This window comes from Arsukibacterium sp. UBA3155 (assembly GCA_002364615.1).
GTDB lineage: Bacteria > Pseudomonadota > Gammaproteobacteria > Enterobacterales > Alteromonadaceae > Alishewanella.
Map to the genome: position 1 here is coordinate 15,371 of DEYP01000008.1, position 20,229 is coordinate 35,599.

The 20,229-nt window shown below is 50.8% G+C and carries 17 protein-coding genes; 7 read left to right on the plus strand and 10 right to left on the minus strand.

Features of this window, described 5'->3' with window-relative positions:
• Window positions 1-7 precede the first annotated feature (7 nt).
• Complete coding sequence (locus tag B2X65_RS02345; RefSeq protein WP_290610369.1) at window positions 8-157, plus strand: entericidin A/B family lipoprotein; 150 nt, start codon at window positions 8-10, stop codon at window positions 155-157.
• 70 nt (window positions 158-227) lie between these two features.
• On the opposite strand, the gene B2X65_RS02350 is transcribed toward B2X65_RS02345, so the two are convergent.
• A complete protein-coding gene (locus B2X65_RS02350) occupies window positions 228-752 on the minus strand; it encodes a TlpA family protein disulfide reductase (RefSeq protein ID WP_290610370.1) in 525 nt (174 codons plus the stop codon).
• Between the two features lie 243 nt (window positions 753-995).
• On the opposite strand from B2X65_RS02350, the gene B2X65_RS02355 reads away from it, so the two are divergent.
• A complete protein-coding gene (locus B2X65_RS02355; protein WP_290610372.1) occupies window positions 996-1,646 on the plus strand; it encodes a DUF642 domain-containing protein in 651 nt (216 codons plus the stop codon).
• Between the two features lie 104 nt (window positions 1,647-1,750).
• Here B2X65_RS02355 and B2X65_RS02360 read toward each other — a convergent pair whose 3' ends face one another.
• From B2X65_RS02360 to B2X65_RS02385, 6 genes are all read right to left on the minus strand, one after another.
• Entirely contained in the window at window positions 1,751-2,188 is a 438-nt protein-coding gene (locus B2X65_RS02360; RefSeq protein WP_290610374.1) for a hypothetical protein, read from the minus strand.
• Between the two features lie 74 nt (window positions 2,189-2,262).
• Window positions 2,263-2,541 carry a hypothetical protein gene (locus B2X65_RS02365; protein ID WP_290610376.1) on the minus strand — a complete coding sequence of 93 codons (279 nt, stop codon included), beginning with the start codon at window positions 2,539-2,541 and terminating at the stop codon, window positions 2,263-2,265.
• A 1-nt stretch (window position 2,542) separates the two neighbouring features.
• Complete coding sequence (locus tag B2X65_RS02370; RefSeq protein ID WP_290610377.1) at window positions 2,543-3,601, minus strand: polymorphic toxin type 46 domain-containing protein; 1,059 nt, start codon at window positions 3,599-3,601, stop codon at window positions 2,543-2,545.
• 207 nt (window positions 3,602-3,808) lie between these two features.
• Window positions 3,809-4,882: a DUF3083 family protein gene (locus B2X65_RS02375; protein WP_290610378.1), complete on the minus strand. Its 1,074-nt coding sequence runs from the start codon at window positions 4,880-4,882 to the stop codon at window positions 3,809-3,811.
• A gap of 119 nt (window positions 4,883-5,001) precedes the next feature.
• On the minus strand, window positions 5,002-5,490 hold the full coding sequence (locus tag B2X65_RS02380; RefSeq protein ID WP_290610379.1) for a TspO/MBR family protein: 489 nt from the start codon (window positions 5,488-5,490) through the stop codon (window positions 5,002-5,004).
• Window positions 5,491-5,550: 60 nt separating this feature from the next.
• The gene (locus B2X65_RS02385; RefSeq protein ID WP_290610381.1) at window positions 5,551-6,393 is read right to left on the minus strand and encodes a LysR family transcriptional regulator; all 843 of its coding nucleotides are present in this window, start codon (window positions 6,391-6,393) and stop codon (window positions 5,551-5,553) included.
• A gap of 124 nt (window positions 6,394-6,517) precedes the next feature.
• On the opposite strand from B2X65_RS02385, the gene B2X65_RS02390 reads away from it, so the two are divergent.
• From B2X65_RS02390 to B2X65_RS02410, 5 genes are all read left to right on the plus strand, one after another.
• On the plus strand, window positions 6,518-7,693 hold the full coding sequence (locus B2X65_RS02390) for an acyl-CoA dehydrogenase (RefSeq protein WP_290610382.1): 1,176 nt from the start codon (window positions 6,518-6,520) through the stop codon (window positions 7,691-7,693).
• A 2-nt stretch (window positions 7,694-7,695) separates the two neighbouring features.
• Entirely contained in the window at window positions 7,696-9,924 is a 2,229-nt protein-coding gene (locus B2X65_RS02395) for a thiamine pyrophosphate-dependent enzyme (protein WP_290610384.1), read from the plus strand.
• Window positions 9,921-10,958, plus strand: coding sequence for a malonyl CoA-ACP transacylase (locus B2X65_RS02400; protein WP_290610385.1), 1,038 nt, complete (start codon window positions 9,921-9,923; stop codon window positions 10,956-10,958). Before B2X65_RS02395 ends, B2X65_RS02400 begins: the two co-directional genes overlap by 4 nt.
• A gap of 186 nt (window positions 10,959-11,144) precedes the next feature.
• Window positions 11,145-12,281: an efflux RND transporter periplasmic adaptor subunit gene (locus tag B2X65_RS02405; RefSeq protein WP_290610387.1), complete on the plus strand. Its 1,137-nt coding sequence runs from the start codon at window positions 11,145-11,147 to the stop codon at window positions 12,279-12,281.
• A gap of 3 nt (window positions 12,282-12,284) precedes the next feature.
• Complete coding sequence (locus tag B2X65_RS02410) at window positions 12,285-15,404, plus strand: efflux RND transporter permease subunit (RefSeq protein ID WP_290610389.1); 3,120 nt, start codon at window positions 12,285-12,287, stop codon at window positions 15,402-15,404.
• A gap of 78 nt (window positions 15,405-15,482) precedes the next feature.
• On the opposite strand, the gene B2X65_RS02415 is transcribed toward B2X65_RS02410, so the two are convergent.
• From B2X65_RS02415 to B2X65_RS02425, 3 genes are all read right to left on the minus strand, one after another.
• Window positions 15,483-18,686, minus strand: coding sequence for a sensor histidine kinase (locus B2X65_RS02415; RefSeq protein ID WP_290610391.1), 3,204 nt, complete (start codon window positions 18,684-18,686; stop codon window positions 15,483-15,485).
• A 100-nt stretch (window positions 18,687-18,786) separates the two neighbouring features.
• Window positions 18,787-19,404: a TetR family transcriptional regulator gene (locus B2X65_RS02420; protein WP_290610393.1), complete on the minus strand. Its 618-nt coding sequence runs from the start codon at window positions 19,402-19,404 to the stop codon at window positions 18,787-18,789.
• A 129-nt stretch (window positions 19,405-19,533) separates the two neighbouring features.
• A complete protein-coding gene (locus B2X65_RS02425) occupies window positions 19,534-20,220 on the minus strand; it encodes a M15 family metallopeptidase (protein WP_290610395.1) in 687 nt (228 codons plus the stop codon).
• Window positions 20,221-20,229 lie beyond the last annotated feature (9 nt).

Below are 20,229 nucleotides of genomic sequence, written 5' to 3' on the forward strand. Positions count from 1 at the left end.
GAACACCATGGAAAATAAAACACCCCGTTGGTTGACGTTGGTAATGGTTGCACTATTTAGTACCGCACTGGCCTCTTGCGCGACGATTGAAGGCGCCGGCGAAGATATTGAGAGTGCGGGTGAGGCGATTCAGGACGAAGCTGAAGAAAATAATTAAGATTATTACCCTGTTAAGCCGGTTTAGACGTTGGTCTAAACCGGCTTAATACTGCTGAGATGTCATTTTTTTACTTTGTGTCACGCGCCACTAATTCTGCTAGATCTTCTGCCAGCGACTTGCTGGGCTTTTCTATTATTCTTCCTAATTCCCGGCCGTTATCCAGCACAATAATAGTAGAGGTGTAACGTAAGTCGTATTGGCTGTGCAACTGTTGCGGGTGCTGTTTTTGCTGGTTTACCGCCTCTAATTGCAAACTACTGAGCTCGACCTCTGATTGTTGCAGTAATTTAAGCAGGCGCGGTATTTCGCGTTCGCTGTCGTGACACCAACTACCGAATAATACCACTACTTGTAAGCCTTCAAGGCTTTGCATCTGAGCCAGTTCGCCAGCCGAAGGCTGATAAGCGGCATATTCGCTGGCGAATACCGGATAGCGCGCCAGTAACAGCTCGCTGTGGATACTGCCATAGGCGTCGCTGGCTCGCGCCGTGCTGGGTAGTGTTGCAGGGCTTGACGCCCGACCCGGCACTGCAGCCTGAGTATTAAGTGGGGCAAGGGCCAGCAGAGCAGTAAAAATAATGGCATAGTTCATTGAGGATGCGCTTAGAGCAGAGAACAATCAGCTGATTATAGTAGTTAACCGAAGCGACTTATACAATGATTGGTTTATAACACGCCGATGACCATACAACTGCCCAGGATCCGCTTTGCCAATTTAAATAGAAGGATTTTGTTTTTAAAAAAAACACGTAACATATGTTCCGATATTTAATCAGTACTGGTATGATGTGAGCGTTTAGTAACCGCTAATTAGCAGAATGTTTGAGGGATCAAGATGTCATTAGTTTCTGTTCGTACCTTGTTAGGTGCAGCCACCTTGTTGGCCGCCAGTTTCAGCAGCCATGCCACGTTAATTGTGAACGGCGATTTTGAAGAGAATTTTGTTGCGAGCAATAAGTGGAAAGTTTTTGCCAGCACTGCCGTAGCCGGTTGGCAGGGCAGCGATATTGAAATATGGAACGCATATAACTCAGTAACCGCGCCCAGTGGTAACAATTTTATTGAATTAAATTCTAATGATAGTAGTAAAATAAATGGAAAATGGACCATTTTTCAGACCTTTGCTACTGAAGTTGGCCGTGAATATAATCTGAGCTTTTTCTACCGCGCCCGCAGCAAAGATACCGAAGCGTTTTCAGTATCGGTAGCTGATGTAAGCTGGAATATGACTGACCATGTCGTTGCTGGCTGGAGTTATTTCTTCAATAGTTTCACTGCTACCGGCAGTACTTCTACGTTGAATTTAACGTCTATCAGTGGCACAACGCTGGGTAACTTTATTGATAATATAACCGTTACTGCTGCACCTGGCCGCGACATCGCAGTAGATGTGCCGGCACCGGCCACGCTGGCCGCTTTTGGTGTTGGTTTACTGGCGTTAGTGGGTGGCCGTCGGTTGCGCCGCACGAAATCTGACGCTAAGTAATTAGCAGCCAGGGTGAATAAAAACGCCAACCTTCGGGTTGGCGTTTTGCATTTTGGCATTGGCTATCGCAGCTTTTGAGATTGCAATAACTTGTCGTTATTCTGTCACGGACTTAATTCCGACCACTTATGCAGCAGTGATTGCTGAATAGTGGCAGAGGTTAGGATCTGGCATAAATAGGCCAGAAAATCTTCGTCCGGGTCTTGCTCTGGTTCAATCGTCTGATAGTTGGGAATAGCGGCCCACCAGGCAGGGTACTCGACACTGAACTTCCCTTCAGCAGAGGTGACATCAAACTGGGTGGTGCGAGTTTCCGGGTTGTGCTGGTAACAGATATTCAGCTTGTCGGCGGCAAAATGCCATATTTTGCTATCGATTTGTAGTTTAAGCTTATTATCCTCGGCGTATAACGCAATATTATGACCGGCGACATGGTGCAGAATACCGGTGGTCAGAGCGTCATCAATTTCGGCAGTAATATTACCGGTTAAAGGCTCAAAATTAACCTGGGTATTGTTATTGAACGGCATAGTCAGGATCATTTTTCTGTTCTTTATTGCTGCAGTTATGAAAAGCTTAGCTTAGTAAGCAACGGTAGCAATACTTTTTGGCCCGCTCATTTTTTAATCATAAGTTTGGTGACATTGTCGATCAAATCCTGCAGCACCATCTCGTCCGGACTGGCCAGTTCTCTTGAGGCCAGCACGGCATAGGTAAATTTGCTTCCCGACGATAGCTCAGTTGCTGGATTTCGGCCAGCCGCAGCGTTATCACGAATAAAAACCATCTGGTTTCTAATTGATGTCAGGACATGGGCAGAGGTGTGCCTGGGAGCGTTATTGTCGATGCAGGCAATAACATCATTTGCTGCTACCAGAAGTGCTTGGTAATCCATTTTACATTCCAATGTTGTTTAAAGTGATAACTGCTTTTTTTGTTTCATCATTTACCAACAATTGCTTACCGCCACCACTTGTATTTACTGGGTTGGCAGGGTTTGTCCAATCATCAGTAATTGGTTTTGAATGGGATTGAAGGCCATTACCCGGCGGCACCTGAAACGAAGTTAACGTCCGCCCTTCGCCGCTCAATCCTAACGCATCGGGCGTTTGCGCACTGGTAGGATCGAACCAATTGCCCGGGTAACCATGAGATTTAACATACTGGGTCATTTCATCGGGAGGGGGGAAGCTTATCACTTCTACCGGTTTTGTTAAGTCGACACCCCCTTCAATTTTTGCTTCCTCATCTCCTATCGCATTGGCAATCTGGCTATCTGAGAAGCCATGGGTCGCTAAAAAATGGCGAGCCACTTTTTCTCTTGCTTGCCGATGTGAATGGGTGTCACCTTCCGATTTAGCCAATGCGATTTCTTGTTCCGTTGGTGCTGCAGAATGTGTGTCGTTGTTAACAGTAGCGGCTGTCTCATGCCCCGCTGTTTTCGCAGTGGCCGGCTCAGCTGCTGCAGCACTGCCGCCTCTGGGCTTTGTGGCCTTGCTGCCAGAACCTGAACTGCTGCCAGAGCTTGCGGCACCCGAGCCACTGCCCGGCTTAGAGGTGCTACCTGCCGCGCGGTATTCATTGCCTGCGACAGATTCGGGTGGGGTAGCCCAACCGTCGGTCAGTTGCCAGGCACGCAATTCGTCCTGTTGAAATAGCAGCAATAATTCGGCCATTAATTGCTGGCTGTCAATTCCGGATAGGTCGGTAGCCCAGGGTTTGGCGTAACGGTATAAATCGCGCATGATGGTGTCGCGCTGCCAGGCGGGTTCGATATCCTGCAGAAAATAGCGGCCATAGATGGCATCGTTAACGGCACTAACCGCCGGAATGCTGGCCATATCGGTGTAACTTATCCGGTTTTTACTGACAAAAAAAATCTCGCCCCATTTGCCAGAAAACAGTTGGCCATCGAATAGCATTGGCTTTAAATCTGCGGGGATTTCCGTTTCCATTCAGGCTACCTGCATCACTGCCAGTACAGTGTTTATTAACTAATGGTTAATCATTGGTAGCATTTTGTTTTCTTTAAGCCGGCTTGTCAATGCTTAGGTCGCTTAGCGCGTCAAGCTAAGAAAGTAAGATAAGCGAAGTGCGTAGTCTGGGTAGGAATAAAAAAAGGGCTGCTGTAGCAGCCCTCTGCTTTAGAAGCACTTGCCCGCTTAGGATGCTGAACTGTTGTAGCTGATGTGTTGGTGAAAGCGAACCGTTAAATCCTGTTTTTCCGCGTTAACATTCAACTTTTCGGCAAAGCTGCGCAGCGCCGCTTCTACCTGATTCATAAAGCGGCCATAGCCAGTTTCAGTCATATCGTCATTGCCGGCGACAATTAAAATATGTACCGCTTCTACCAGATTATCGCCCTGCCAGTCGCTGATAAATTGTTGGGTATTATTGGCGGGGTCAAAGCCCAGCAATTGCAACTCGGCGGTGGTTTCCGGTTTATCAAACTTACTATTGCGCACCAGTGGTGTTAAACCGTTGCCGATAATGGCCACCCGGTTTAAGTCTTTCGCCTGAATTGAGGCTTTAAGGTGCTGCTCCAGTTGCTGATACAACGGGCTGTAATCCAGACTATCATTTGCGACATACTGCTGTTTCAATGCCCGGCTTAGTGGCAGGGTAAGGTGAACATAGGTCAGGGCGCTATGGTCCGGCAGGCTAAGCTTACGGGTAGCATAGCGACCGGCAATGGCACGCAACTTAAAGCCATAACTTTCCCGATCGCCTTTTTGTTTGGCCAGTAAGTCGTATGACAAATGCTGGTGATCACGAATTTTAATTTTCAAATTTTGCGCAGGCAACTGCGGTTGTAATTGCTGTAACAGCTGCAACACCCGGCTATGAAAATCGGCCGCGTTGGCACGAATATCATTGCCGGTAGCTAAAAACAATAAACGGATTTTACGCGCCTGATAGCCGTGTTTGCTAAACAGATTTTGTGCCTCGTGATAGGCCGGGTTGTAAAAAAACAAAATTTGTTCGGCGGTCTGAAACACATGCGCTTCGGTATGAAAGCGCACGACTGGTAGCTTATCGGTGGCGATTAAATGAACGTTGTGCAGGTTCAGGCTATCAGCCAGGCTAAACAACTGCTGGCTTAACTGCTGATAACAGGCCTGTTCGCTGCTGTAATGCTGGTAAAGCTCCGGGGTTGCTTTGATCTCCGCCAGAATATACTGGTTAGATTTTGCTGTGGCCGGAAGATACACTTTATGTTGGGTGCTGATTGGCATGAAAACTCCTGTTATGTCTGCAACCTGTGCATTATACCCTGATACGCTGCTTGAAACCGGATAATTGTAGGTATTGTGCGCATTTTTTAGGTTAGATCAAGGGTAACTACACTGGCGTGCTACAGCACGCCGGGATTTAGCTGCCAGATACTGAAATTAAGCACTGCAGCAAAGCTCACCCAGAGTAAATAAGGCACCAGCAATGCGCCTGCCAGCTTGTTATAGCGCCAGAAACTTAGTGCCGTAGCGATTATTAGCACCAGTAGCAACAGGATATTGGCAAATGCCAGAGCGCCTAAGTACCAGCCAAAAAACAGCCAGCTCCATAGTGCATTGACCACCAGTTGGCCAAAATACAGCCACAGCGCTGATCGGGCATGTTTGCTGCTACGCCAAACCAGCCACGCCGCAATGGCCATCAGGGTATAAAGGGTTGTCCATACCGGGCCAAATAACCAGGCAGGCGGCGCCCAGTCTGGCAGCTGCAATTGCTGATAAAACACGGGCGCATTCATCGACCCAAGCGCGCCAACGCCGGCGGCAAGATAGGTTAATGCCAGAATTGTCAGTAGCATCAATACCTGACGTAATACTATGGTGAGATGCATAGTGATTAACTCCCTAATCTATATTGCCAGATGTACGGCTTTGCGCCAGTTTAGATCATGTCAGCTTTTGGCTGCAATTTGCTGGCAAAGCTGGCGCAACACTTGTAAGGCGTGGCTGTCCTGATTGCGGCCATGGGCCAACACTAAGGTACGTTCCAGCTGCAGGCCCTGAATAGGTCGCAGAGTAACATCGCTACGCTGGCGCAGACTATCCAGATCGGGCACCAGGGCACAGCCCACGCCCGCGGATACCAAGCCAAGTGCATACTCGATGGTTTGAATGTCGGCGCGGACGTCGGGCCGGATTTCCTGCCGCAATAACTGTGGATAAAAAGCTGCCCAGGCATCGCATGGCAACCGCTTAATTAACGGTAAGTTGTCGAAATCTTCCAGACTGATCTGCGGCTGCAGACTAAGCGGCCAGGCTGGTGGGAGGGCTAACAAGTAGCGGTCATGCCACAGAGGTTGCAGCACTTCGCCGGTTTTCAGTTGTTGCGGGGTAATAATACGGGCGTCGCAGGGCTCGTCCGGCTCAACCAGGTGTAGTTCAAGGCCGGCAACCTGCTGGCTGAATTCGCGCAGCAGGGCACTCATTCGCTCCACTCCAAGCGCCTTTATTAAGCCAAGCCGGAACTGAATCCGGTTAACCGGAGTATTGAACGATGCTTTTAGTGAGTGCAGCTGACTGAGTAATTTACCGGCATGGTCGTACAGTTTATCGCCATCTTCTGTGGCAGTAACCCCTTTGGAGAGGCGGATAAACAGCTTTACTCCCAGCTCCTGCTCCAGCTGACGCAATGCAGCCGACAGTGACGGCTGTGCTACACAGCACTGACGTGCGGCAGCGCTGATACTGCCTTGTTCATACACGGCGACAAAATAATTAAGCTGGCGAATATCCATAGTTAAAAACTATACCAGATACAGAATTAATATATTTTAACTTTATAGCAGGCCGCAGTAGAGTGAGCAACAGACATTCATTGATCACAATAGCTTAGTTATCGACACAGCATGAGGTAGCGATATGGCCCGCCCGGTATTTGATTGGCAAGACCCGTTTCAATTATCCGCAATGTTAAGCGAAGAAGAGCGGATGATCCGCGATACAGCGCATCAGTATTGTCAGCAAAAGTTGCAGCCGCGCGTGTTGCTGGCCAACCGTAACGAGCATTTTCACCGCGAAATAATGACCGAGTTAGGTGAGCTGGGTCTGCTGGGCGCCACCTTGCCTGAAAAATATGGTTGCTCTGGCGTAAATTATGTCTGCTATGGCCTGGTGGCCCGCGAAGTAGAGCGGGTAGACAGCGGTTATCGCAGTGCGATGAGCGTGCAGTCTTCCTTGGTTATGCACCCGATACATGAGTACGGCACTGAAGCGCAGCGTCAGAAATACCTGCCAAAACTGGCGACCGGTGAATGGGTTGGCTGCTTTGGTTTAACGGAGCCTGATGCTGGCTCAGACCCGGCCAGTATGCGCACCGTTGCAAAGAAAACCGCCGATGGTTATGTGCTGAACGGCAGTAAAATGTGGATAACTAACTCGCCGATTGCCGATGTATTTGTGGTGTGGGCTAAATTAGACGGTGAGATCCGCGGCTTTGTGCTGGAAAAAGGCATGAAAGGCTTAAGTGCACCGAAGATAGAGGGGAAATTTTCGCTGCGGGCATCGATAACCGGCGAAATTGTGATGGACAACGTTGAAGTGCCGGCCGATGCCATTTTCCCGGATGTTAAGGGCTTAAAAGGCCCCTTTGGTTGTTTGAATAAAGCCCGTTACGGTATTGCCTGGGGCGCGTTAGGCGCGGCTGAGTTTTGCTGGCATGCGGCGCGCCAGTATACGCTGGATCGGATCCAGTTTGGCCGGCCGTTGGCCCAGACTCAGCTGGTGCAGAAAAAACTGGCAGATATGCAAACGGAGATAAGTATTGGTTTGCTGGGCTGTCTGCAGGCAGGACGGCTGATGGATGCTGGCCAATTACCGCCGGAGGCTATTTCGCTGATTAAGCGCAACTCCTGTGGCAAAGCGCTGGATATTGCACGCCTGTCACGTGATATGCACGGCGGTAATGGCATTGCCGATGAATATCATGTTATCCGCCATCTGATGAACTTAGAAGCGGTAAATACCTACGAGGGCACTCATGATGTACATGCCCTTATTTTAGGACGGGCGCAAACCGGCTTACAGGCCTTTAGTTAATCGTGGCCGGGGACTTTCACCCATGGCTGCAGCAGTTTCTGCAGCAGATTGACAGTGGCAGCTTAGCGCCTGCCAGTAGTTTGCAGCAGGGGCTGAGTGACAGCGAATTACATCGCCTGTGGCACAGCCAACTTAGTAGCCGTTTACTCGATTTGCAGTCACGCTTGCTGCAGGCCAAAGGCCAGAGTTTTTATACCATAGGCAGCGCGGGGCATGAGGGCAATGCCGCTGTTGCGGCGGCGCTGCGTTTAACCGATCCGGCGTTTTTGCATTATCGCAGTGGTGCTTTTTTTATCGAGCGCAGTAAGCAGTTACCGGGCAGTACACCGTTGTACGATATGCTGCTGTCGTTTTGCGCGTCGAGTGATGACCCGATCTCCGGCGGCCGGCACAAGGTGCTGGGTAGCCTGGCACTGAATATTCCGCCGCAAACCAGCACCATTGCCTCACAACTGCCTAAAGCGGTGGGGGCGGCCTTTGCCATCGATTTAAGCAAACGGCTGGGCCAGAGTGGTAACTGGCCGGCGGATGCCATTGTCATGTGCAGTTTTGGCGATGCTTCGGCGAACCATTCTACGGCGCAGGGGGCAATAAACGCCGCGTGCTGGGCCGCTTATCAGCATGTGCCGTTGCCGATGTTATTTGTCTGCGAAGATAATGGCCTGGGCATTTCAACCCCCACGCCGCAGGGCTGGATAGAGCAGAGCCTGGCTGACCGCCCAGAGCTGCGTTATTTTGCCGCGGACGGCCGTGATTTAGCCCAAACCTACAGTGTGGCCCGCAAGGCGGCGCATTATGTCCGGACCAAGCGCCAGCCGGCCATTTTACATTTATCGACAGTACGGTTGTTTGGCCATGCCGGCGCGGATACCGAAACGGCGTACCGCCAAAAACATCTGATCGAGGCGGAGCTGACCCTGGACCCGCTACTGGCCAGCACAGCCAGTGTGCTGGCACGCGGCATTTTAAGCCGTCAGCAACTGTATGATGCGGTAACGGCGCTTGCTTACCAGATAAGCCGGGTTGCGGCAGTTGCCAGCGCCAGACCCAAGTTACAAAGCGCTGCAGACATTATGGCAGCAATAGCACCGCTAAGACCGGCTTTACCGGCGCCGCCACTGCCGCAAAGCGCCATTCGCAGTGCGTTATTCGAGTTTGATAAACATAACCTGGCGAAGCCGCAGCATTTAGCGAAACTACTGAACTGGACTCTGCACGATTTATTTGCACAATACAGCAATACCGTGCTTTTCGGCGAAGATGTTGCTAAGAAGGGTGGTGTTTATGGTGTTTCGCAGCACTTAATTCAGGCGTTCGGTGGTAACAGGGTAATTAATACCTTGCTGGATGAGCAAAGTATTCTGGGCATGGCCATCGGTTTAGCGCAGCAGGGGTTTATTCCCATTGCTGAAATTCAGTTTCTGGCTTATGTCCATAACGCTGAAGATCAAATTCGCGGTGAAGCCGCCACGTTGCCGTTTTTTTCGAATGGCCAGTACCATAATGCGATGGTGATCCGCATTGCCGGCCTGGCCTATCAGCGTGGCTTTGGCGGCCATTTTCATAATGATAATTCTTTTGCGGTGTTTCGGGATATTCCGGGCATTATCGTGCTGTGTCCGTCTAATGGCGCTGATGCCGCTTTATTATTACGACAAGCAGTGCAACTGGCCTACGAGCAAAAACGCTTAGTCATATTTTTAGAGCCGATAGCACTTTACATGACCCGGGATTTACTCGCCCCCGGCGATGGCCGCTGGTTAAACGACTATCCGCTGCCCGACACGCCGATACCAGCGCTGGGCGAGCCGGCCGTCTTTAACCAGGGGCCTGAGCAGGGCCCGGCGGCAACGCCACAGCTGGCCATTATAAGCTATGGCAATGGTTATTATTTAAGCCGTCAGGCAGCGGCAGAGCTGGAAAATGCCGGTTATACCCTGCGCCTGCTGGATCTTCGCTGCCTGGTGCCGCTGCACCTTGATGCCATTATTGACGCGCTGGGAGAATGTTCACAGGTACTGATTGTCGATGAATGCCGGCGTCGTGGTTCATTAAGTGAAGAGTTATTTACCGGGCTGTGTGAAGCGAGGCCCGGCTTTTATCAGCTTAGCCGGATCACCGCCCACGACAGCTTTATACCGCTGGGCGCTGCAGCGTATGCAGTATTGCCGTCGAAGCAGCAGATCATCGATAAAGTGCAGCAGTTGCTAAGCGGAGAAAGTGCAACATGAGCCAGAAAAAAACCGCGTTGGTGGTATGTCCGGGGCGCGGCAGTTATAACCGGGCCGAGCTGGGCTACATTAAGCAACATATGGCCGCGGGCAACCCGTTTGTGCAACAGCTGGCTGACTTTGATGCCCGGCGCGCAGAGCTTAACTTACCGACAGTAACTGCGCTGGATAGTGCCAGTCAATTCAGCCATGCCGCCCATGTTAAAGCAGAAAATGCAGCTGCCCTTATTTTCAGTGCTGGCCTGGCTGACTTCGCCCAGATTAACCGCGACACTTTCGACATAGTGGCGGTGACGGGCAACTCGATGGGCTGGTATACCGCACTGGGCTGTGCCGGGGTATGGCAGGGGCCTGACAGTATGCAGCTGGTAACCGGTATGGCGCAGCTGACGGCCAGCGCTGCCGGGGCGCAGTTTATTTACCCACTGCTTACCAGTGACTGGCAACCCGATCTTGATAAGCATTCGCTGCTGGCAGAACAATTGTATCTGCATCAGGGGGCCTTGTTTATGTCAATAGCCTATGGCGGTTATGCCGTTCTGGCAGGCACGCAGAGTGCAGTGCAGCAAGCCATGCAGGCACTGCCACCTTGCGACGACAAATTTCCGTTGTTGTTACCTGGTCATGCAGCGTTTCACAGCCCGTTAATGCAGAGCGCGGCAGATCAGGCACTGGCGCGCTTTAGTGAGTCGTTTTTTGTCGCACCACAACTACCACTGGTTGATGGCCGTGGTATTGTCTGGCCGGCTTTTGTGGCGCAGCCTGCTGCGTTAAAAGTCTATACGCTGGGCCAGCAGGTTTACGATACTTTTTATTTCAGCAGGGCTGTGCAGGTAGCGGTGAAAGACTTCGCCCCTGATCATATTATTTTGTTGGGGCCGGGCAGTGGCCTGGGTGGCGCCGTCGCGCAAAGCCTGATCGAGATAAACTGGCAGGGCCTGACCTGTAAGCAGGATTTTTCCGATGCCCAGCAAGCCGCGTTGCCCTTTGTGCTGAGCATGGGGCTGCCGGAACAGCGGCAGCAGCTACTGTAAATACGCAAATTCCTACCGTCGTTTTATCGCGTTAACTAGTCCTGAAAAGGTTGCAGATCAGCGCAACAGTCTATAATTTGCTTGATAACATACATTGATGTATGTATATTGCCGGCCTAAACTGGCCATAGCAACCAGCCTGGCGTGCTCCCTATCATAGCCAACCGCGGTAATACAGGACGACATATGCAATTTTTAAAGCTTTCGGTTAAACCCCTGACCGTATTAGTGACCACCAGCGTGTTGATGCTGGCTGCTTGCAGCGAGCCGCCGGCAGCGGCGCAAGGCCAGCCAACGCCCGAGGTGGCCGTGGTTACCCTGAGCACCAGCAGTGTGGCGTTAACCACTGAGTTACCCGGGCGGACCACCAATTTCCGCCAGGCTGAGATCCGGCCACAGGTCAGCGGGATTTTGCAGCAGCGCCTTTTTACCGAAGGCCAGCAGGTGAGTGCGGGTCAGGTTTTATATAAAATTGACCCGGCGACGTATCAGGCCGCGTTCAGCAGTGCTGAGGCAGCGCTAAGCAGTGCCAGAGCGGCGCAGCATAATGCCCGTTTACGAACTGACAGAATTAAGGGCTTACTGGGTGGCAAAGTGGTCAGCCAGCAAGATTTCGATGATGCCAATGCCAGCCTGATGCAGGCCGATGCCGCAGTGGCCAGCGCAGAGGCCGCTGTATTAACCGCACAGATAAACCTGAATTATACCGACATTAAAGCGCCTATCAGTGGCCAGATTGGTCGCTCCCTGGTTAGCGAAGGCGCCTTGCTGATTGCAAATCAGGCGCAGGGACTGGCGACTATCCGGCAATTGCATCCGATCTATGTTGATCTAAGCCAATCCAGCACTGAACTACTGAAATTGAAGCGGCAGACGGGCGCCGATGCTACCGCTGAGGTTAACGTTGATTTACTGCTGGAAGATGGTAGCCGTTATTCGCAGCAGGGCAGTTTACAATTTTCTGAAGTAAACGTTGACCCGGGTACCGGTATGGTAACGCTGCGCGCAGTGTTTCCGAATGAACAGGGTCAGTTACTGCCGGGTATGTTTGTGCGGGCCAGGTTGCATCATGGCACTAATGACAACGCATTACTGGTACCGCAACAAGCGATAAGTCGCACACCTAAAGGTGATGCGACGGTGATGCTGGTAAGTAGCGACAATACGGTTGAAGTGCGGCCGGTCACGCTGGGGGCCAGCTATGGCCAGAACTGGCTGGTAACCGACGGCTTAACTGCAGGTGAGCGGGTTATCGTGGCCGGCCTGCAAAAAGTGCGGCCCGGGGTGACTGTCAAAGCTGTTAACGCAGCAGACGGAGCGTAAAACATGGCTAATTTCTTTATTAACCGGCCCATTTTCGCCTGGGTTATTGCCATCGTAATTATGCTGGCTGGCTTGTTATCCATTAAACAACTACCGATAGAGCAATACCCGCGAATTGCACCGCCGTCGATCAGTATCAGTGCATCTTACCGCGGCGCATCGGCCCAAACAGCGGAAGATGCGGTTACCCAGGTGATAGAGCAGGCGATGAATGGCCTGGATAACCTGATGTATATGTCGGCAAATTCAGACTCATCCGGTAATGTCAGCCTGACCCTGACCTTTGAAACCGGCACTGACGCCGATATTGCCCAGGTACAGGTGCAAAACAAACTACAGCAAGCTTTACCGTTATTACCGCAGGAAGTGCAGCAAAACGGCGTACGTGTTGCCAAAAGCAGCGGCGGCTTTTTAATGGTGGTGGGCTTTATCTCACAAGATGGCAGCCTGGAGCGTGATGACATTGCCGATTTTGTGGTGGCCAATGTTAAAGACCCACTAAGCCGCACCACAGGCGTCGGTAATGTCCAGGTGTTTGGCAGCCAGTATGCGATGCGGGTCTGGTTAAATGCCGACAAGCTGAACCAGTATCAGCTGACCCCGGCCGATGTGACTGCGGCCATTCAGGTGCAAAACAACCAGGTTACCGCCGGCCAGCTTGGCGGTGCTCCGGCTTTGCCCGGTCAGCAGTTTAATGCGGCGATACTGGCGCAAACCCGCTTAACCTCGGCCGAAGAGTTTGGCCAGATTTTACTGAAGGTAAATGCCGACGGCGCCATGGTAAAACTGTCTGACGTAGCGCGGGTGGAACTGGGCGGTGAGGACTATTCAATTATTGCCCGCTATAACGGCAAAATGGCTACCGGTCTGGCCATTGAACTGGCTACCGGTGCCAATGCGCTGGATACTGCTGCTGCAGTAAAAGCCAAGCTGGACGAGCTGAAACCTTATTTCCCTGCCGGGTTAACCACGGTTATTCCTTACGACACTACGCCTTTTGTTGAAGTGTCGATAAGCTCGGTAGTACAAACCCTGATTGAAGCTATTATTCTGGTGTTTCTGGTGATGTATCTGTTTTTACAGAACTTCCGTGCCACGCTTATTCCGACGTTAGCGGTGCCGGTGGTATTACTGGGAACTTTTGGCATTATGTCGTTGTTTGGTTTTACCATTAACACCCTGACCATGTTCGGTATGGTGCTGGCCATTGGTCTGCTGGTAGATGATGCCATAGTGGTAGTAGAGAACGTTGAGCGGGTGATGAGCGAAGAGGGCCTTAGCCCGGTAGAAGCCACCCGTAAATCGATGGGCCAGATCACCGGCGCCCTGGTCGGTATTGGTTTAGTGCTATCAGCGGTATTTGTGCCAATGGCGTTTTTTGGCGGGGCCACCGGTGCTATTTATCAGCAGTTTTCTATTACTATCGTTACCGCTATGGCGTTATCGGTACTGGTCGCCATTATTTTCACCCCGGCGTTGTGCGCCACCATGTTAAAACCGCACAAAGGTGACCACCAAGCCAAAGGCGGCTTTTTCGGCTGGTTTAACCGTGGTTTTGATAGCACTAACCGCAATTATCAGCGCGGCGTTGCCGGTATGTTGGCCCGGCCTAAACGCTCGATGCTGGTGTATGGCGCTATTGTGCTGGTAATGGCGTTGATGTTTATGCGTTTACCTACCTCATTTTTACCGGAAGAAGATCAGGGCGTGTTTTTATCTATGGTGCAGCTGCCTACCGGCGCCAGTCAGGAGCGTACTGAAGCGGTAATGGATAGAGTGGCGGCGCATTATGCGACGGAAGACGCAGTGCAGTCGGTATTTACGGTATCAGGTTTTAGCTTTGCCGGTCGTGGCCAGAACATGGGCCTGGCGTTTGTACGCCTAGCCGACTGGAGCGAGCGCGGGCCGGCCGATAGCGTACAGGCGGTAATTGGCCGGGCCTGGGGCTTTTTCGGCACCGTAAAAGAAGCACAGATTTTTGCCTTTAACCTGCCGCCTATTGCCGAGCTGGGGCGTGCTACCGGCTTCTCGTTGTTCTTACAAGACCGGGGCGGGGTGGGTCACGAAGCCTTGCTTAACGCGCGCAACCAGTTATTGGGTATGGCGGCACAGCAACAAAACCTGGTCGGTGTCCGCCCCAATGGCATGGAGGATGCGCCGCAGCTACAAATTAATGTTGATCAGCTAAAAGCGCAGGCGCTGGGGGTGTCGTTAAGTAACATTAACCAGACCCTGGCTATTGGCTGGGGCTCTACCTACGTTAATGACTTTGTCGACCGCGGCCGGGTAAAAAAGGTATTTGTGCAGGCCGAACCCGAGTTTCGGATGACCCCGGAAGATATTAACCGTTGGTATGTGCGTAACAATAGCGGCGAGATGGTGAGTTTTGCTTCATTTGCCAGCAGTGACTGGGTGTATGGTCCACAGCGACTGGAGCGCTACAACGGTGTGTCGGCGATGGAAATCCAGGGCGAGCCGGCGCCCGGCACCAGCTCGGGTGATGCCATGGCGACCATGGAGCAGTTAATATCGCAGCTACCTGCAGGCATCGGCTTTGAATGGACCGCAACCTCTTATCAGGAAAAACTGTCCGGTTCGCAGGCGCCGGCGCTGTATGCGTTATCAATATTAGTGGTATTTTTATGTCTGGCGGCGCTGTATGAAAGCTGGAGCATACCATTTGCGGTGATCTTAGTGGTGCCGCTGGGCATTATCGGCGCCTTAATTGCGGCGTATATGCGCGGTTTGGGCAACGACGTGTACTTTCAGGTGGGATTATTAACCACCATGGGTCTGGCATCGAAAAACGCCATCTTAATTGTTGAATTTGCGCGTGAACTGCAGCAGCAGGGTAAAGAGCTTAGCGCCGCGATTTTAGAAGCGGTACGGCTAAGGCTGCGGCCGATTATTATGACCTCAATGGCGTTTTCCCTTGGCGTATTACCGCTGGTTATTAGCAGTGGTGCCGGTTCAGCCAGCCGCAATGCTATTGGCACCGGTGTGTTGGGCGGCATGATTTCAGCCACCGTGCTGGCGGTGTTTTTAGTACCGGTGTTTTATCTGGTGATTATGCGCTTTTTTAGTAAGAGCACTGCCAGAACCGCACAGGTAAAACCAGGTTAACCTATCAGGGCTCGCTATGCGAGCAGACAGTTAGTACCTTTACCGGCATTTCAGTCCACACTGACTTGCCGGTTTTTTTTAGCTTACAGTGGCAAAACTAAGATAGAAAGTGGTGCCACTGCCCGGTTCTGACACAAAAGAGATATCACCGTTCATTGCATGCATTAACTCTTGTGACAGGGCCAACCCTAAGCCCGTGCCGCCATGCTCCCGGGTGTTGCCGGCATTTTCCTGAGCAAACCGTTGAAATATTTTTTGTTGAAAGGCGATGGCGATGCCCGGGCCGTCATCTGCGACAGCGATAACAATGGTAGCATCTTGCTGTTGCAGACTAATTTTTACCTCACCTCGCTCTGGCGAATACTTAATGGCATTCGACAGCACATTTGCCAGTACCTGCAGTAAGCGATTCTCATCTACCAGCGCAGTTGTCACGAGGTTTTCTGGTGCTGGCATATATCGCAGGCTTACCTGACGATTATGACCATAAGGCGAATTTTCGCTTACGGCACGCTGAACAATTTTTGCAATATCATGGCGTTGCATGGTAAATACCATCTGACTAGCCACCAGCTTTTCCAAGTCGAGTAAGTCATTAATCAGCAGGGTTAAACGCTGGCTGTTGCTGTTAGCAATTTGCAGTAATTGCTGCTTTTTATCTTGTTTGTCGTCGATGGTGCCAGATAATACCAGGCTAAGTGCACCGTTGATCGACGTAAGCGGCGTTCGTAATTCATGGCTTACCGTTGAGATAAACTGATTTTTCATTACATCAAGATGTTGTAGTTCATCATAAGCTAACTGTTGCTTTTGCAGGCTTTGCTCAAGTTCTGTGGTGCGTTCACTTACCGCTTTTTCCAATAAGCTGTTAACCAGATTTACTTTATTAATTCGGGATTTAACGACGTAGGCTAACAGTAAAATAATCGCCAATAATGTTAAAAACTGCACGGTTTTGCGCTGCCACCAATGGGGCTGAACCTCTATCGCTAACTGACTGATTTGACCGCTAAAACGTTGTTGGTTATTGCTGGCTTGCATAAATAAGGTATAGCGACCTGGCGCCAGATTGGTAAAGGACGCAATATTGCCGTTAGTTAACTGCTGCCAGTTTTCGTCATAACCACTGAGTTTATAAAGATACTGGTTGCGGGCGGGGTTATTAAAATCAAAACTGGCGAAATGAAACTCTATTCTGGAAACTTCTGCCGGCACCGTTATCGATTTGAGCGGTGTTAAGCTGCCACTGGCGGTAGCAGGTTTCTGATCAAAGGTTACTTTGGTAATGGCCTGGCCAACCGATGGCAATGGTTCAAGCAGCCGATCTGGGGTCACTAACTCTAAACCAGCGTTAGAACCAAAATACAGCTGGTTATTATCTTCAGCTACGGCGTTAAACATCATTTCGTTGCTGTTTAAGCCATCCACCCGGTTAAAATGAGCGATATTGCCGTCGGGCTTTATCACATCAAGACCGGCAGTGCTCAATACCCAGATATTATTGAGTTTGTCGGTATGGGCCCCAACCAGCGATTTACCGGCAAGACCGGTGTCGGTATCAATTAACTGCACGGCTCCGCTATCCAGGCTAATTTGCAATAAACCCTGCTCAGAGCAGACAACCACACTGTTTTGGGGGGCATGAGCCAGGCAGGTGAGTTGGCCGGTGAAATCGGATGAAAGTAATAATGAGCTGTTGATGCTAGAGATTGGCGCAACGGATAAGGTGTTGCGATCCAGTAAATACAGGCCACTTAAACGACTGGCCAGCCAGATGTAATCAGGCGTGACCAGTGTGGCCTGGATGGCGTCACCTACCATAGTCTGACTAATATCAGCTAAAAAATGGCTGACGCTTTGGGTGTCGTTATCAATCAATAGCACGCCGTTATTCCACAGGTTAATGACGGTTTTATTATCGTCAGTAAACCGGATATCCCGGGCATTTTGCTGCGGCAGGTTAAGTGCGGTATAGGGTGTGGCAAACCGGCTGAATTGCTCGGCGGCGGTGTCATACTGGAATATGCCATTGTCGCTGCCTACCCAGAGAACGTTATCCGGCGCGCGGCGAATAACGTTTATTCTGCCCGGGATATCATAATATTGTAGCTGCCGGGTGCGATGAGAATAGCGACTAACCTTGCCATGCTGGCCAAACCACAGTTGTTCGGGTTCTGCCAGCAAGCTTAACAGCGGTGCCGTAATGTTATTTTGTAAGGATGCCAACGCCGAATCTGCGGTGTTTTGAAAGGCACTGCGCTGCCGTGTTTTAAAAAATAACCCGCTTTCCCGGGTACCAACCCAGGTCACCTGACTTTGATCAATAAAAAAAGTCCGGACATTGATATGTTCAAGTTCAACGTAATTTTGCGCAGAGCGCCTGACAAAAACCCGTTTTACCGGGTCAACTGAGTAGATACCACTAAAGGTGCCAATAAGTAAGTTTCCCTCAACGCTGATGCTCAGGGCATTGATGACGGGAAGCGGCTGTTCATCAGGCAAGCTGACGTGCTGAAAACGCTGCAGCGCCGGTTGATAGACAAATAACCCGCGGCGGGTGCCAAGCCAGAGCTCGTCACCGATGACCTGCAACGCGCGGATCACGTTGTCAGCATTACTATCACCATGCGGATACAGCGGCTGGCCAAACCCACTATTATCCCGCCAGCTTATTAAGCCGCGCGAGGTGGCAATCCAAATTGTATTATCAGGAGTCTGAGCAAAATCCCAGATCCGTCTGCTGGGCAATTTATCGGTCTGCTGGTCAATACGGCTAAAGCCGGTTGTCTCGTCATAGCGGTTAATGCCTTTCGTGGTGCCGACCCAGACCCGCTGTTGCTGATCAGTAAATAATTTTTGCACAAACGGACTTGCCAGCAGATCCGCCTCGCCGTCAAACAGCGCTATTTCACCATTTTCGGCATGAATTTTTGCTAAGCCGTAACCCCAGCTACCCGCCCATAAATTGTTTTGGCGATCAAAAGCAATAGCATCAATATCAGGTACCGATTTTAGTTTGGTCAGGGTGGTGTTTAAGAGTGGATGCTGCTGAAACTGGTAGCCGTCAAATTGCATTAAACCGGTATTGGTTGAGGCCAGCCACAAATAACCATGGTTATCCTGAGTAATACTATAGGTGCCTACATTGGGTAAGTTATTGTCTATCAGTATTTTTTCAAAATAAGTGGCGTTCGCCGTCGCTGCTAATAAGCAGAAGCAACCAAGCAAAGCATAGTTAAAAATTGTGATGAGCCGCTTTATAATCAAAGATATCAAACTCAATTACCACCGATACTAATGACGTTTCAGTGTGTTTGATACTGCAACCGAAAGCAAGGCTGAAAAGCTAAAACGATGCTCTGTACGATCCGTCTGTACAATCCTAAGGTCGTTTTAAACCCTGCAGCATGGTGTCTATTAGTGTCGGAGCATGCAGGCATAAATCGCATTGCTGTGGCTTAAGCAAAAAGTGACTGATAATACCGCCTACATACATGTGCAGCGACATGGCCGCCAGGCGAGGTGTCACTCCTTCACGAAGCAGCCCGGCTTGTTCGGCACGTTCAAAGGCGCGCTGCATTACTGCGACGGCCTGATCGTCCAGTTCGTCCTGTTTAGTCACGGCCGGGTTGAGTTCGTCAATATATTCGCAGCGATGAAATACTATGGTAAGTACGCGGTGATGTTGCTCACTGCCTGCAATCAGTTGCAGGCCATCAATATACAGCTGCCGTACCTGGGCAAAGGGCTCTTCAGTGATGTTGTTGTCCAGTGCGTCCAGCATATGCTGAAACGGTAAACGCACCCGCTCAAGCATGGCGTTAAATAAATCGGCTTTATTCTGAAAATGCCAGTAAATGGCCCCGCGGGTTACATTAGCGGCAACGGCAATTTTCTCCAGGGTAGTACGTGATACTCCCTGCTGATAAAACAACAATTCTGCTGCGTCTAAAATGGCAGCCCGGGTGCTTTCCGCCTCGGCTTTGGTACGTCTGGCCATAGTTAATTAACTGTCGGGTCGTCAAAAAATAGCATGTGTGAATACTACCAGATCACGAACGATAGCTCTATCGGCATTCTTGTCGGTTTCCTAAGCCACTATCCATATTGGCTGCATAAGCGTTAAGGCTTACTTGATAACAAAGTCGAAATACTGGTCGGTATATACCGGTGGCTGATGGGTAAAATGCCACCACTCCATGCTGTATACCTTAAAGCCAGCCTCCAGCATAATAGTTTCCAGTAGTTGGCGGTTAGCCTGCTGGGCTTTGCTGATGGTCGGGTGGCCGACATTGGATACCGGATCGAACATATCAAAAGGAGAGCCCATATCCAGTATCTGCCAGTTGCCGTTGTCATCTTTGGCGGCCAGGGTTAAATCGAGGGTACTGCCGCGGCTATGGCCGGATTTTTCCGCAATGTACTCGCCTACCAGCTGGTCTTTACCCAGGTTAGGGTAATACTCAGCTTTGGTGCTGGTATCGGCTAAATCGCTGGCCCAGCGCATAAAATGGTTAACGGCCCGCTGTGGCCGGTAACAGTCATAAATGTACAGCGTCAAACCTTTAGCCGCGGCCAATTGCTGGGCTGTTACCAGCGCATTGGCCGCGTTTTGCTGCAAATAGCATTTATTGGCCTGATAGCCATCCACCTGACTGCCAACAAAGTTATTACTGCCAAGGTACGCCATATGGATCTGAGCATCGGGTATCAGCGATGAAACCTCGGTAAAGTCGGCTGGTACTGATGGCTCAGCAGCAAGCGGTAACGGGCTGGTCAGAGCCAGCAGGGTGGTAAGCAGAGCCATTTTCATCATGGTTATCCT

Coding starts and splice junctions, on each gene's coding strand:
- B2X65_RS02420 (WP_290610393.1), bottom strand. CDS start 19,404: ATGGCCAGACGTACCAAAGCCGAGGCGGAAAGCACCCGGGCTGCCATT.
- B2X65_RS02410 (WP_290610389.1), top strand. CDS start 12,285: ATGGCTAATTTCTTTATTAACCGGCCCATTTTCGCCTGGGTTATTGCC.
- B2X65_RS02380 (WP_290610379.1), bottom strand. CDS start 5,490: ATGCATCTCACCATAGTATTACGTCAGGTATTGATGCTACTGACAATT.
- B2X65_RS02365 (WP_290610376.1), bottom strand. CDS start 2,541: ATGGATTACCAAGCACTTCTGGTAGCAGCAAATGATGTTATTGCCTGC.
- B2X65_RS02405 (WP_290610387.1), top strand. CDS start 11,145: ATGCAATTTTTAAAGCTTTCGGTTAAACCCCTGACCGTATTAGTGACC.
- B2X65_RS02375 (WP_290610378.1), bottom strand. CDS start 4,882: ATGCCAATCAGCACCCAACATAAAGTGTATCTTCCGGCCACAGCAAAA.
- B2X65_RS02400 (WP_290610385.1), top strand. CDS start 9,921: ATGAGCCAGAAAAAAACCGCGTTGGTGGTATGTCCGGGGCGCGGCAGT.
- B2X65_RS02370 (WP_290610377.1), bottom strand. CDS start 3,601: ATGGAAACGGAAATCCCCGCAGATTTAAAGCCAATGCTATTCGATGGC.
- B2X65_RS02385 (WP_290610381.1), bottom strand. CDS start 6,393: ATGGATATTCGCCAGCTTAATTATTTTGTCGCCGTGTATGAACAAGGC.
- B2X65_RS02350 (WP_290610370.1), bottom strand. CDS start 752: ATGAACTATGCCATTATTTTTACTGCTCTGCTGGCCCTTGCCCCACTT.
- B2X65_RS02345 (WP_290610369.1), top strand. CDS start 8: ATGGAAAATAAAACACCCCGTTGGTTGACGTTGGTAATGGTTGCACTA.
- B2X65_RS02425 (WP_290610395.1), bottom strand. CDS start 20,220: ATGATGAAAATGGCTCTGCTTACCACCCTGCTGGCTCTGACCAGCCCG.
- B2X65_RS02360 (WP_290610374.1), bottom strand. CDS start 2,188: ATGATCCTGACTATGCCGTTCAATAACAATACCCAGGTTAATTTTGAG.
- B2X65_RS02355 (WP_290610372.1), top strand. CDS start 996: ATGTCATTAGTTTCTGTTCGTACCTTGTTAGGTGCAGCCACCTTGTTG.
- B2X65_RS02390 (WP_290610382.1), top strand. CDS start 6,518: ATGGCCCGCCCGGTATTTGATTGGCAAGACCCGTTTCAATTATCCGCA.